Source organism: Rhodococcus sp. MS16 (genome assembly GCF_013277795.1).
Taxonomy (GTDB): Bacteria; Actinomycetota; Actinomycetes; order Mycobacteriales; family Mycobacteriaceae; genus Rhodococcus_F; species Rhodococcus_F globerula.
Window position 1 is genome coordinate 403,635 of the sequence record NZ_VBTM01000003.1, and the last position, 12,058, is coordinate 415,692.

Here is a 12,058-nt window from a genome sequence, read left to right on the forward strand (position 1 = left end):
TCTATCCGCAGGAGTTGGCACTACCGGCGCGGCCGGAGAGTGAAATCAGTTGCGGAGCCGGTGTAGCGCAGCAACCACCTTCACTTTCCGCTGTATCGGGTTCGTCGAAAACTCCTGCCCCACCGCAGACTCCGGTTTCCGGGAGAATCAACTCCACCCGGGCAGCAGCTTCGTGATCACCGGCAAGTTCGGCGGCGATGCTGCGAACCTGCTCGTATCCGGTCATGGCCAAGAACGTCGGCGCGCGGCCGTAGCTCTTCATCCCCGCCAGGTACACACCCGGTTCGGGGTGTCGAAGTTCCTTCGCGCCATGGGGATACACCGTGCCGCAGGAGTGGACGTTCGGGTCGATCAGCGGCGCGAGCTGTGTCGGTGCCTGCAATACGGGGTCGAGACCGAGGCGGATTTCCGAGAGCCAGGACAAATCAGGACGGAAGCCGGTCAATGCGACGACATTGTCGACGTTCTCGACCCGGTGACCGCCATCGGAGATCAGCGACACCTGGCCGTCCCCCGCGGATTCGACACTTGCGGTGCGGAATCCGGCGACCACAGTGAGGAGCCCGTCGTCGACGGCCTTCTTCGCGCGCAGTCCGAGCGCACCGCGAGCGGGCAGCTCGTCAGACTCGCCGCCGCCGAACGCGGAACCGACATTCCCCCGCCGGACCACCCAGGTGATTCGGGTGCCCTCCGCTTCAAGTGCTGCCAGGGCGACCATCGCCGTCAGCGCCGAATGACCGCTGCCCGCGATGACGGTGTGCTTTCCTGCGAAACGTGCGCGCACGACCTCGTCGTCGAGATCGGGGACACGGTACGTGATCACATCCCTGGCTGCATTCTCCCCGAGCGCCGGCAAACCTTCCCCGCCAAGAGGATTGGGTTCTCCCCAGGTCCCTGACGCATCGACAACACCTTGAGCGAAGACTCGATCCTCGGTCCCGTCGGTACGACGAATATGAATCGAGAGGGGTTCCGAGTCCCGGCCGTCGTCAACGACCAGGTCGCGGCCGCGCCGGGCAACGCCGACCACCTCGGTGCCAAACTGGACCACATCGCCGAGGGCTTTGGCGAGCGGCTCGAGGTAGAGCCGTCGCCATTGTTGCCCAGTCGGGTAAGTATCGGCGTCGGGCGAGTTCCATCCCTTCTGCTCGAGCAGGCGCCGAGCCGCCGGGTCGACAAGTTCGGACCAACGCGAAAACAGCCGCACGTGATTCCATTCGGATATCGCTGCGCCCGCCACCTCGCCGCGCTCGAACACCAGCGGCGCGAGGCCGCGCTCGCGCAACTGCGCAGCGGCAGCGAGACCGATCGGTCCGGCTCCGATCACCACAACAGGTAGTTCATCCATCACCAACACTCCTTCATCGACAGTCATCAATATTTAATCCGACTATATTGACGAACGTCGATGAATGCAACCATCGACCGTTATCGATATAGTGTGAATATGACATCGCTGCAGACTCCGGCCGTTCGCATCGGCGATTCGGCTCAGGGCCAGATCGGTTCGAACCTGATCGAACAGAGTGACGCCGACACGTATGCACAGTGGTTCGCTTGCCTGGCCGAGCCGATGCGGGTCCGACTCCTGCACCGGGTCGCGAGCGCTTCCGGCGGGATTACCGTCGGCGCACTCGCAGAAGCTCTGGGAATCGGACAACCAACCGTTTCCCACCATCTACGCAAGCTCGCCGACGTGGGATTCGTAGATCTGCGCAAGGATGGAACCAGCACCGTTGTTGCGATGAGTCCGACGTGCTGCGTTGCCTTGCCGCAGCCGGCCGACATCGTCATGGGAGTTCTCGCGCCGCGGCCCTGCTGCCCGACCGATCTGCCCGACGACGTCACCGTGCGGGCGATGGCCGACAAAGACTGGGACGCGGTCCTACGGATCTACGGCGAAGGGATCGACACCCGCAACGCCACCTTCGCCGTCGAGGTTCCTACCCGCGAGCAACTCGATGTGCAGTGGCTGCCAAAACACCGCTGGGTCGCGACCATCGACGATCTCGTCGTGGGATGGGCGACTCTGAGCCAAGCCTCCGGGAGAGACTGCTACCGCGGGGTTGCCGAGAATTCCGTCTATGTAGCCGACGGGATGCGTGGCCGAGGCGTCGGAAAAGCACTGCTACGCAAGCAGGTTATGTCCGCCGACGATGACGGCTTCTGGACCTTGCAGACCTCGATCTTCCCCGAAAACCGCGCTTCGATCTCACTGCATCACTCCGCCGGGTTCCGCACCGTCGGCATCCGCGAGAAGATCGCCCAACTCGACGGCATCTGGCGCGACACCGTTCTTCTCGAACGGAGATCAGCGGCCGAGTCCGCCTGAGGTCTTCGAGCGACGGTTCGGCCATCGCCGAATTGCGCCCTATTTCGACATCTGTCAATATTGACGAATGTCGAATCAAGACGTGCCGGAATCCGACGCGTGCTGCACCCCACTTGTCCGCGAACCGTTGACCGAGGACTGGGCCGGTGACTTGGCCCGGATGTTCAAGGCACTCGGCGACCCCGTGCGACTGCGCCTGTTGAGCCTGGTGGCCAGCCACAAGGGTGGAGAAGCCTGCGTCTGCGACATTTCCGACACGTTCGATCTGTCTCAGCCGACAATCTCGCATCACCTCAAGGTGCTGCGCCAGGCCGGACTGCTCGACTGCGAACGACGTGGCACCTGGGTGTACTACTGGGTTGTTCCTGCTGCACTACGACAGCTTTCAGCGGTTCTCCTGGTCGAAGGATCCGCCGCAGACGAATGCGCCGAGGTCACGGCATGAGCAACGCTGCCACAACCAAGAATCCAGCCGTTGTCGGCAAACTCTCCACTCTCGACCGATTTCTTCCGGCGTGGATCGGTGTCGCGATGGTTGCCGGACTGCTCCTGGGCCGTTGGGTTCCAGGCTTGAACACAGCAATCGAAAAGGTGCAGATCGACGGTATCTCGCTGCCGATCGCGCTGGGCTTGCTGATCATGATGTATCCCGTACTCGCGAAAGTCCGATACGACCGCCTCGACACCGTCACCGGCGACAAGAAACTCCTTGCCGGATCGCTGTTCCTGAACTGGATCCTCGGACCGGCACTGATGTTCGCCCTTGCCTGGCTTTTCCTGCCCGACCTCCCCGAATACCGGACGGGTCTGATCATCGTCGGTCTGGCCCGCTGTATCGCAATGGTCATCATCTGGAACGACCTGGCCTGCGGAGACCGCGAAGCCGCCGCGGTATTGGTAGCCATCAACTCGGTGTTCCAGGTAGTCATGTTCGCCGTGCTCGGCTGGTTCTACCTCTCGGTTCTGCCCGGGTGGCTCGGCCTCGAGCAGACAACGATCGATACGTCACCGTGGCAGATCGCCAAATCCGTGCTGATCTTTCTCGGCATCCCGTTGCTCGCCGGCTTCCTGTCCCGCTTTTTCGGTGAGCGGTCGAAAGGCCGAGACTGGTACGACAACACGTTCATTCCCAAGATCAGCCCGTGGGCGCTCTACGGTCTGCTGTTCACTATCGTTGTCCTGTTTTCGCTGCAAGGCGAGCAGATCACTTCGCAGCCGTGGGACGTCGTCCGCATAGCGCTTCCCCTGCTGGCTTACTTCGCTCTGATGTGGGGCGGAGGCTACATCCTCGGTGCCACAATGGGATTGGGATACAAACGCACCACAACACTCGCGTTCACCGCAGCCGGCAACAACTTCGAATTGGCAATCGCCGTTGCCATCGCCACGTACGGCGCCACGTCCGGCCAAGCACTCGCCGGTGTTGTCGGCCCACTGATCGAGGTACCGGTGCTGGTCGGCTTGGTCTACGTCTCACTCGCTCTACGTAAACGCTTTGCCACCCAGGATATTTCACTCGAATCTGCCGACTCTACAAACGCATCGTCCTAGAGTTGCTTCGTGAAAGGAACCCGAAACTCATGTCCGACAAGCCCAGCGTTCTGTTCGTGTGCGTCCACAATGCCGGCCGGTCACAGATGGCGGCCGGATTCCTGAATCATTTCGCCGCCGATGCCATCGAGGTTCGCTCAGCCGGATCCGCGCCGGCCGAGAGCGTCAATTCCGCTGCGGTCGAAGCGATGGCGGAGCTAGGTATCGATATCTCCGACCAAACTCCGAAGATTCTCACCGCCGATGCAGTGCAGAATTCGGACGTTGTCATCACGATGGGTTGCGGTGATACTTGCCCGGTCTTCCCGGGTACAAGCTACCGAGACTGGGTTCTCGATGATCCGACTGGAGCGGGCATCGACGCCGTCCGACCTATCCGGGACAAGATCAAGGCCCATGTACAGGCACTTGTCGACGAACTCACGGCCCAACCGGTCTAGCTGCTACTACCTAAACTGCAGTGTGGTTCTCGCTGCGTTCCGACTGCGCCAAGTGAGCACACGCCTGCACCAACAGTGCAAGTGACTCACTGGACAACCCCTCCGCGACACGCATGAATCGCAGCGCCCAGACGTCCGATACCTCGACCTCGTTGCTGCCACCCATCTCGCCCAACCATTCCAGGACGATCTTCCGGGGGTCTTGCCCCAGGAGTTCGCGACCATCGGTCAGCACTCCACCAGCCATCTCCCACTGAGCATCCGAGCAGGACAACACTGCCGCAAGGTGCCCACGAGTGAGTACCGTCCCCGATTCGGCCGCCGATTGGAACAGGACACCAAGGCGATCTGCTAAACCCCCGCCGCCGTATTGCCGATTGTCATTGTCGGACAACCCATTCAAGCTGCCGAGACTGATTGCCTGACGAGACATGGGAACGCCTTCCATGATGCTACCTCCACCGATTTCGCAATAACGGTCTTGTCACAACGGTCATCCATACGCCATCGGATGCCGTAGACATTCAGCCTGTCCACCAGGCTTACCGTTACAGGTTACCCAGATCTGTAAAGAAACGGCAAGTGTTTTGTTACATTCGCCCGAAAACTTCTTTTGTAGTGAACTATCTACATACAACAAAGTACCGGTTGGTATGTATACAACTATGCCCGGTACCTGCCGGGTAAGTACCGTGAGAACTCGAGTAGGACTACGCATCCAGCCAAGGCGCTCGGACCTGCAGACTTATTGTCATGAGCACACCGACAACACCCTCGAAGAGCACCGCCGCATTTTTTGCACAGGCCGGAATAGCGTTTGCCGTGAGCTTCGTAGGCACCCTCGTGGGCATCGCCTACCTACCGATCGACGCCTGGCAGCGCGGATTCCTCGGCATGTCTCTACTGTTTCTGGTGACCAGCACATTCACCTTGGCAAAGGTGATTCGCGATCAGCAGGAAGCCTCCACCGTCCGGGTTCGTATGGATGAAGCCAGGCTCGACAAACTGATCGCGGAACACGATCCATTCAAAGCTGCGGCGTGAGGACTTTCGACTCCCCCGCGGGGACGGGTGGTTGCCGCAGATCCAACCGTCGAAGCAATTGAGCGTTGACCGCAACCACCACGGTCGATACCGACATCAGGATTGCCCCCACTTCCATGGGCAGCACAAACCCGGCAGGCGCCAGCACACCCGCAGCCAAGGGAACCGAAATCGCGTTGTAACCCGCTGCCCACCACAAGTTCTGAACCATTTTCCGGTAGGTTGCGTGCGACAGCTCGATAACCGAGGCTACCGCTCGCGGATCATCGCTGGCCAGAACAACTCCCGCCGACGCGATCGCCACGTCAGTGCCGGCGCCACTGGCGATACCGACATCGGCCTGGGCCAACGCCCCATCACGACGTTGTCCCTCAATACATGCAGCACCGTCGAGCCTTCACCCAACCAGTGATCGCTACCTGAAATCACCTCAGCCACGGATTCCGACCCGCACCATCACCGTGCTGGTGATTGCGTGTCCGCACGCGCTGGGGCTGGCAATCCCGTTGGTAGGGTCGATTGCCACGGAACATGCTGCGCGAGCGGGGATTCTGATTACCGACCGCATGGCGCTCGAGAACATGCGCAGGCCACAGTGCCCGCAACCACCTGATCACCGATTGTGCGCCGCACCGTTTTCAACTCACCGGTGATCATGGACTCGTCCATGTCCTGAACGAATGCCCGAATCAACACCTCGACAATCGCGGGCACCGCTACAAGGCGGCCAGCATCGCTTGCATCTGCACAATCTCGGCCTGCTGAGCAGCGATGATCTCTTCTGCCAGCTTCTCGGCAGTTGGATCCAACCCGGAGTCGAGTTCGGTCTGCGACATGGTGATCGCGCCGGTGTGATGTTCGATCATCATGGTCAGCCACATCTTGTCGAACTCGACACCCTGGGCATCCATCATCTCGGCCATGTCGTCATCCGACATCATGCCCGGCATGTCCGCCATTCCTACTCCGTGACCGGAATGGTCCATGCCGCCTGTGGGGTTGGACGCCGGGTCGGGGCGCCCCCACTGTGTCAGCATTTCCGACATTTGCTGCATTTCCGGGTCCTGAGCAGCTTCGATCTGCGCTGCCAGCGCGATCAGTTCAGCGTTATCCGTCCGCCCCTCAACCATTTTTGCCATGTCGAGCGCCTGGGCGTGGTGCGGGTACATCCCCTCCAAGAACTCGATGTCCGCTGCGTTAACTCCCTGCGGGACCGCAGTCTGGGTGGCGGATATCGATGTCTCCGCTGCAGTTGTGGGCGCCGAATCACCGCCGTCCGAACAACCGGCGATCACCAACGCACCTGCTGCCAAGACGGGAACAAACTTCACATAACCACTCTTGAGAGAGAACACCACGACAACACTCCTGAAAATCCGACTTCACACGAAACTTATTACTGTGCAACGGCTTCGAAATTGAAATCTTCGAAGCGTGCGTCCACCACCCTACCGGCGAGAGTGCGCCGAAGCCCGTGATAAGCGATCGAAACGGAGCACCTTCATCGAATCTTCACAGTCCACCGGAAGGCGCCGATATCGCCTCGCTGCTGGGCTAACCTGACAACATGAACTCCGAATCCGGACACTCACGCGCCGAGGGAGCCGACCGCGTCCTGGTGGTCGAGGACGAACCGGCACTCGCCAAGGTGGTAGCCAATTACCTTGCACGCGAAGGTTTTCACGTTCGCATCGCGCATGACGGTCCGACCGCCGTCGCGGCTGCCCATGATTTCGAACCTTCGCTTGTCGTTCTGGATCTGATGCTTCCCGGATTCGACGGCATGGAAGTCTGCCGACGAATCCGCAGTTTCTCCGATGCCTACATTCTGATGTTGTCGGCCCGCGGCGACGAGTCCGACAAGGTCGCGGGACTCGCAGCCGGTGCGGACGACTACGTGGTCAAACCCTTCGGACCGCGCGAACTTGTCGCGCGCGTCAAAGCGCTTCTGCGTAGACCCCGGGCGTCGAGCCTGATGTCCGAACCGTTGCCGACGCCGGACGGCCTCGATATCGACCTCATCGCGCGGACCGTGCGCGTCGACGGAGCGCCCGTAGAACTCACCCCCACCGAGTTCGAACTTCTCACTGCCCTGGCGACAAGACCCGACGCCGCCCTGAGCCGAAGCGACATCATCACGGCAGTCTGGGGTTCCTCGTGGTTCGGCGATCAGCACATCGTCGACGTCCACATCCGCGCGCTCCGACGCAAACTCGGCGACGACGCAGCAGATCCCCGTTTCATCCGGACCGTGCGCGGTATGGGTTATGCATTGAGGTCGTCATGAACCGCCTCGGCCTGCGCGGCAGGTTGCTGGTCGCTCAGATTGTCGTTCTACTGGTGTGTTGCGTGACGATCGCTGCGGTCGCTGTCGCAATTGCGGCTCCTCTGTTCCACAATCACCTCGCGATGGCCGGGATCGAAGACGACAACGTCCGCCTGCACACCGAAGAAGCCTTCAGCCAAACAATATTCGTGGCACTGTTGAGTGGCATAGCGGTTGCACTCGTCGGCGCGAGTATCGCTGCGGTGTACGTCGTTCGGCGGATTACCGCACCTATCAGTCGACTCGCGGTCGCGGCGCAGAGCGTCGCCGAAGGCAAGTACGACGTCCACATCGAGCAATCGGATGTCGACTCGGATTTCACGCGCCTGGAAGGCGCATTCTCCGACATGGCCGAGCGACTGGATCATTCCGATCGCGTCCGTAAGCGCCTGTTGGCGGATCTGGCCCACGAATTACGCACTCCGGTATCAACTTTGGCAGCTTACGTGGACGGCCTCGAGGATGGTGTGCTCGAGGCCGATGGCACGTCATGGGCAGTGATGCGCGATCAACTGGAACGACTGCGACGGCTCGCTCATGATCTCTCCGATGTTTCGGCGGCCGACGAGCACGCCCTGGATCTCATTCTCGCAGCCGACGACCTCAGCGATATCGTCTGCAGCACAACAACTGCGGTCGCACCACGGTTCGAGGAACGCGCCGTGACGCTGTCTACGGCAACACCTGCGCACCCGGTGAGAGTTCGCGTCGATCGCCAGCGGATCGAACAAATTCTGTCCAACCTTCTCGAGAATGCATTGCGGCACACGCCAGGCGGGGGAAGCGTCGCCGTAGCCGTCACAGAATCGCCCGACCACGTTTCGGTAGCTGTCAGCGACACCGGTGAGGGCATCTCGGAGGATCAACTCGAGTCTGTGTTCGACAGGTTTCATCGCGGCGAGAGTTCCGACGGTTCCGGATTGGGGCTTACCATTGCGCGGAGTCTCGCACGCGCCCACGGCGGCTCGTTGACGGCTCGGCCGAATCCGCTCGGCGGCACCATCCTCGAACTTGCACTGCCCGGGCAACTCGCATCAGACACATGAAAAACAGCGCCCGCCAACCAGGTGAACTGGTGGGCGGGCGCTGCCGAAAAGATGTATCAGGCGTTGACGATGGAATCCAATGCCGAGTAGAACAAGCCGAGTCCGTCGTCGCTGGGGCCGGTAAGAGCCTCGGTGGCGTGCTCGGGGTGCGGCATGAGTCCGACGACGCGACCGTTGGCGGAGGAAATACCCGCAATACGACGCTGTGAGCCGTTGGGGTTCTCTTCCGAGTAACGGAATACGACGCGGCCTTCGCCTTCGAGTTCGTCGAGAACGTTCTCGGATGCCTGGAAGCGACCTTCACCCGACTTGAGGGGGATGAGGATCTGCGCGCCGGCCTCGTAACGTGAAGACCAGGCCGTGTTGGTGGCTTCGACGGTCAGCCACTCGTCGCGGCAGATGAAGTGCAGACCCTGGTTGCGGGTGAGGGCTCCGGGGAGCAAACCAGCTTCGCAGAGGATCTGGAAGCCGTTGCAGATGCCGAGGACGGGCATGCCGCCCTTGGCTGCTTCGACAACCTTGCCCATGGCCGGAGCGAACCGTGCGATCGCACCACAGCGAAGGTAATCGCCGTAGGAGAATCCACCGGGGACGATGACTGCGTCGACGCCCTTGAGGTCGGCGTCGCCGTGCCACAGTGCCACAGCTTCACCGCCGGCCAAGTTCACCGCGCGAGCTGCGTCGACGTCGTCGAGTGTGCCCGGGAAGGTGATGACTCCGATTCGTGCGCTCATGCCTCGACTCGCCTGACGGTCCAATCCTCGATCACCGTGTTGGCCAGTAGGCCTTCGGCGATCTTCTCGAGCTCGGCATCTTCGACGCTGCCGTCGATTTCCAACTCGAACCGCTTGCCCTGACGGACATCGGATACTCCTGCAAAGCCCAGGCGAGACAGTGCCCCGACAATGGCCTGTCCCTGGGGGTCGAGAATCTCGGCCTTGGGCATGACTTCGACGACGACACGGGCCACGTGCTGCTCCTCGGTACTAGTGCGCGAACCCAGAGTGAAACACCGGGTATCGACGAGTTTACCGGGCGCAGTCTGGAACCTTCGCATCGAGTGAGAGCTGGGGTGACGCCCACCACCTGTAAAAGGCATACTCGAAATCATGCGACTGACACATTTTGGCCATTCCTGTGTACTTGTCGAATTGAACGGTTCGAAAATCCTCTTCGATCCGGGCAATTTCTCGCACGGTTTCGAGGGCGTGACCGGCCTCGACGCCATTCTCGTAACGCATCAGCACCCGGATCACGCGGATCCAGAGCGTCTGCCCGCTCTCGTCGACGCGAATCCCGACGCGGCTTTGTACAGCGATCCGCAAACTGCGGCCAAGCTCGGTGGCCGGTGGAATGCCGTTCGGGCGGGTGAGCACTTCAGCATCGGTGAGGTTCAGGTGACCGGCGCAGGCGGCGAGCACGCGATCATTCATCCCGATCTGCCGATGATCGACAACACTGCTTTCCTACTCGGCGATGCCGTCAATCCGGCACAGTTCATGCACCCGGGTGACTCGTTGGTCGTGCCCGAGCAGTCCGTTGATGTTCTTGCTTTGCCTGCCGCTGCGCCGTGGTTGAAGATCTGGGAAGCCGTCGACTATCTCCGAGCGGTAGCTCCTCGTGTCGCGGTGCCTATTCATCAGGGCATACTCCGCGAGGAGGCATCTGGCATCTTCTACGGTCGTTACTCCGACATGGCCCCCGCCGGCACCGAGTTCCGGGTGCTCGACGAGGAGTCCGACGTCGAGATTGCGTAGCTGGAGTTTTCCGAGGCGAGTTTCTTCTATGCCTTCACCTTGACGATGATCCAGCCGGTGCTTGTCCCACCATTCGCGTCGGTAAGGGTGTAGAGAATCTTGTCGGTGCCCGTCTTCGTTCCGGCTTTGAACACCACTTTGCCGTTTTCGAGCTTCACGGTGCCACCGAGCAGTGACGTTGCCTCGACACCGGTCACGGAGATCGAATCTCCGTTGCTGTCATGATCATTCGCGACTGCGTCGATCGTGGCCGTAGCACCGGATCGAACTTCTGCGGTGTCGAGTGCTGCGTAAGGCGGCAACGCGGTCGCGGTGTACCGGCCCAGGTCATCGAGTCGAGCCGACGCGACCTCGGCGGCATCGACGATGGCAGCAAATTCTGTTCCGTCGAAGCGGGCCAGATCATTGCCGTTCATGATCGTGCGGCCCTCCGCGCTACCTCCGTGGTAGTCATCGGCGTAAAAATTGTGTCCCAGTTCGTGACGGAGTACCCGGGAGAAGTTACCGTCGCCTTCCGCGCCGACGTGCGCGTAGCTGTGATCGATGAGGAACTTGGAGTAGTAGGCGTTTCCGCCACCGGACTTGCACACTACTGTCGCCTGATCCACGGTGGTGCCGACTTTGTCGGACCACTCGCTCTCGAGAGCATCAAAGTTTTCGCAGGAGGTCTTGTACGGATCACTGGCTGCATCGGCCCGCAGCACGACTTGACCGACGACCGGCCGAATTCCCACGTCCCTCATCCAGATCACCGCAGTTCGCGCGATGGATTCCTCGACGCGATCCAATGCAACTGCAGGACTGCCGTTGCCGTGCGCGGAGTACCACTCCCCGCTCAGATCCAATCCGATGTCGAACTGCTTCATGGTTTTTCCCACTGATGCAGCCGACGCGGGCGCGATAGCAGCGGTTGGCCATGTGGGGGCCGCGTCGGTCGGCGCGGAGGTACGGCCCACTACCGACGAGCCGACAAAATCGATAGAGGCGCCTCGATCGAAGATCACCTGTCCACGAAGGGTTCCGGTGGAGTCGACGATGGCGGCAACAACTGCGTCTGGATGACCGTCGACGCTTCCGAGATACGAACGTGGTGCAGGCAACTCCGAATCAACAAGGGCGCCACCGGATTTCTGCACGGCCATACGAAAATCCTTGCCGCGCAGATCTACCTTGTCCAACCGCAACGTCAAGGACGAGCCCTGATCATCGACGGTTGCAACGAGGGCGCCCTGGCCCGAGTCGCTCGATCCGCCATCCAGGCTGCCAGTGGACAGCGAACCCAGGTCGACCGGTGCCGCAGTTGCCACAGTGGGTACCAGTGCCGCGCAGGCGAGTGCGCCCACTGCCGCGACAATACGTCGATTAGTCGACTTCGAGAACACTCGTGCGCGCATGGTTGTATCCCAGCCCGATCTACTAGCGGTAAATTAACTGGAAGCACCGTAGCACCGAACCGAGGCGTCGACCACACCCCCGAGGATGATTGTCCACTTTGCCCGCAAATTGTTGAGAGTCCGAAAATACCGTCGCTGATCACATAAAAGGTATTGAACGTACATTCC

Annotated in this window: 14 protein-coding genes and 1 pseudogene; 8 read left to right on the top strand and 7 right to left on the bottom strand. The window is 60.9% G+C overall.

Annotated elements, in window-relative coordinates; all coding sequences use genetic code 11:
* Nucleotide 1: 1 nt before the first annotated feature.
* Complete coding sequence (locus FEZ60_RS06925) at nt 2-1,348, bottom strand: NAD(P)-binding domain-containing protein (protein ID WP_172935984.1); 1,347 nt, start codon at nt 1,346-1,348, stop codon at nt 2-4.
* A 99-nt stretch (nt 1,349-1,447) separates the two neighbouring features.
* On the opposite strand from FEZ60_RS06925, the gene FEZ60_RS06930 reads away from it, so the two are divergent.
* The 4 genes from FEZ60_RS06930 (at nt 1,448) to FEZ60_RS06945 (ending at nt 4,323) form a co-directional block, all read left to right on the top strand.
* A complete protein-coding gene (locus tag FEZ60_RS06930; RefSeq protein WP_033234329.1) occupies nt 1,448-2,332 on the top strand; it encodes a metalloregulator ArsR/SmtB family transcription factor in 885 nt (294 codons plus the stop codon).
* A gap of 67 nt (nt 2,333-2,399) precedes the next feature.
* Nucleotides 2,400-2,777 (top strand): metalloregulator ArsR/SmtB family transcription factor, encoded by a 378-nt coding sequence (locus FEZ60_RS06935; RefSeq protein WP_033233940.1) that lies wholly within the window; start codon nt 2,400-2,402, stop codon nt 2,775-2,777.
* Nucleotides 2,774-3,883 carry an ACR3 family arsenite efflux transporter gene (arsB, locus tag FEZ60_RS06940; RefSeq protein WP_033233939.1) on the top strand — a complete coding sequence of 370 codons (1,110 nt, stop codon included), beginning with the start codon at nt 2,774-2,776 and terminating at the stop codon, nt 3,881-3,883. Before FEZ60_RS06935 ends, arsB begins: the two co-directional genes overlap by 4 nt.
* Before the next feature lie 29 nt (nt 3,884-3,912).
* Complete coding sequence (locus FEZ60_RS06945) at nt 3,913-4,323, top strand: arsenate reductase ArsC (protein ID WP_172935784.1); 411 nt, start codon at nt 3,913-3,915, stop codon at nt 4,321-4,323.
* Nucleotides 4,324-4,333: 10 nt separating this feature from the next.
* Here FEZ60_RS06945 and FEZ60_RS06950 read toward each other — a convergent pair whose 3' ends face one another.
* The gene (locus FEZ60_RS06950; RefSeq protein ID WP_146153469.1) at nt 4,334-4,756 is read right to left on the bottom strand and encodes a hypothetical protein; all 423 of its coding nucleotides are present in this window, start codon (nt 4,754-4,756) and stop codon (nt 4,334-4,336) included.
* Nucleotides 4,757-5,076: 320 nt separating this feature from the next.
* On the opposite strand from FEZ60_RS06950, the gene FEZ60_RS06955 reads away from it, so the two are divergent.
* The gene (locus FEZ60_RS06955) at nt 5,077-5,367 is read left to right on the top strand and encodes a YiaA/YiaB family inner membrane protein (protein WP_033233936.1); all 291 of its coding nucleotides are present in this window, start codon (nt 5,077-5,079) and stop codon (nt 5,365-5,367) included.
* On the opposite strand, the pseudogene FEZ60_RS06960 reads toward FEZ60_RS06955, so the two are convergent.
* Together FEZ60_RS06960 and FEZ60_RS06965 are read right to left on the bottom strand one after the other, a co-directional pair.
* Nucleotides 5,351-5,719: pseudogene (locus tag FEZ60_RS06960) on the bottom strand (heavy metal translocating P-type ATPase); the annotation flags it as partial. The gene FEZ60_RS06955 and the pseudogene FEZ60_RS06960 overlap by 17 nt on opposite strands.
* A 364-nt stretch (nt 5,720-6,083) precedes the next feature.
* Entirely contained in the window at nt 6,084-6,722 is a 639-nt protein-coding gene (locus FEZ60_RS06965; RefSeq protein ID WP_045069717.1) for a DUF305 domain-containing protein, read from the bottom strand.
* Nucleotides 6,723-6,934: 212 nt separating this feature from the next.
* On the opposite strand from FEZ60_RS06965, the gene FEZ60_RS06970 reads away from it, so the two are divergent.
* Both FEZ60_RS06970 and FEZ60_RS06975 read left to right on the top strand, forming a co-directional pair.
* Nucleotides 6,935-7,654, top strand: coding sequence for a response regulator transcription factor (locus tag FEZ60_RS06970; protein ID WP_033233934.1), 720 nt, complete (start codon nt 6,935-6,937; stop codon nt 7,652-7,654).
* A complete protein-coding gene (locus tag FEZ60_RS06975; RefSeq protein ID WP_045068779.1) occupies nt 7,651-8,739 on the top strand; it encodes an ATP-binding protein in 1,089 nt (362 codons plus the stop codon). The genes FEZ60_RS06970 and FEZ60_RS06975 overlap by 4 nt, the downstream gene beginning before the upstream one ends.
* Before the next feature lie 56 nt (nt 8,740-8,795).
* Here the strand turns inward: FEZ60_RS06975 and purQ are convergent, their stop codons facing one another.
* Together purQ and purS are read right to left on the bottom strand one after the other, a co-directional pair.
* Entirely contained in the window at nt 8,796-9,473 is a 678-nt protein-coding gene (gene purQ, locus FEZ60_RS06980) for a phosphoribosylformylglycinamidine synthase subunit PurQ (RefSeq protein ID WP_033233932.1), read from the bottom strand.
* Entirely contained in the window at nt 9,470-9,709 is a 240-nt protein-coding gene (purS, locus tag FEZ60_RS06985; protein ID WP_003945817.1) for a phosphoribosylformylglycinamidine synthase subunit PurS, read from the bottom strand. The genes purQ and purS overlap by 4 nt, the downstream gene beginning before the upstream one ends.
* Nucleotides 9,710-9,848: 139 nt before the next feature.
* Between purS and FEZ60_RS06990 the strand changes: the two genes are divergently transcribed.
* Nucleotides 9,849-10,496 carry an MBL fold metallo-hydrolase gene (locus FEZ60_RS06990; RefSeq protein WP_033233931.1) on the top strand — a complete coding sequence of 216 codons (648 nt, stop codon included), beginning with the start codon at nt 9,849-9,851 and terminating at the stop codon, nt 10,494-10,496.
* Between the two features lie 26 nt (nt 10,497-10,522).
* Here FEZ60_RS06990 and FEZ60_RS06995 read toward each other — a convergent pair whose 3' ends face one another.
* Complete coding sequence (locus FEZ60_RS06995) at nt 10,523-11,890, bottom strand: Ig-like domain-containing protein (RefSeq protein WP_172935785.1); 1,368 nt, start codon at nt 11,888-11,890, stop codon at nt 10,523-10,525.
* Nucleotides 11,891-12,058: the final 168 nt, after the last annotated feature.

Excerpts from the sequence above, each read along its gene's own strand:
- FEZ60_RS06925 (WP_172935984.1), bottom strand. The coding sequence starts at position 1,348 with ATGGATGAACTACCTGTTGTGGTGATCGGAGCCGGACCGATCGGTCTC.
- FEZ60_RS06930 (WP_033234329.1), top strand. The coding sequence starts at position 1,448 with ATGACATCGCTGCAGACTCCGGCCGTTCGCATCGGCGATTCGGCTCAG.
- FEZ60_RS06935 (WP_033233940.1), top strand. The coding sequence starts at position 2,400 with ATGTCGAATCAAGACGTGCCGGAATCCGACGCGTGCTGCACCCCACTT.
- arsB (WP_033233939.1), top strand. The coding sequence starts at position 2,774 with ATGAGCAACGCTGCCACAACCAAGAATCCAGCCGTTGTCGGCAAACTC.
- FEZ60_RS06945 (WP_172935784.1), top strand. The coding sequence starts at position 3,913 with ATGTCCGACAAGCCCAGCGTTCTGTTCGTGTGCGTCCACAATGCCGGC.
- FEZ60_RS06950 (WP_146153469.1), bottom strand. The coding sequence starts at position 4,756 with ATGTCTCGTCAGGCAATCAGTCTCGGCAGCTTGAATGGGTTGTCCGAC.
- FEZ60_RS06955 (WP_033233936.1), top strand. The coding sequence starts at position 5,077 with ATGAGCACACCGACAACACCCTCGAAGAGCACCGCCGCATTTTTTGCA.
- FEZ60_RS06970 (WP_033233934.1), top strand. The coding sequence starts at position 6,935 with ATGAACTCCGAATCCGGACACTCACGCGCCGAGGGAGCCGACCGCGTC.
- FEZ60_RS06975 (WP_045068779.1), top strand. The coding sequence starts at position 7,651 with ATGAACCGCCTCGGCCTGCGCGGCAGGTTGCTGGTCGCTCAGATTGTC.
- purQ (WP_033233932.1), bottom strand. The coding sequence starts at position 9,473 with ATGAGCGCACGAATCGGAGTCATCACCTTCCCGGGCACACTCGACGAC.
- FEZ60_RS06990 (WP_033233931.1), top strand. The coding sequence starts at position 9,849 with ATGCGACTGACACATTTTGGCCATTCCTGTGTACTTGTCGAATTGAAC.
- FEZ60_RS06995 (WP_172935785.1), bottom strand. The coding sequence starts at position 11,890 with ATGCGCGCACGAGTGTTCTCGAAGTCGACTAATCGACGTATTGTCGCG.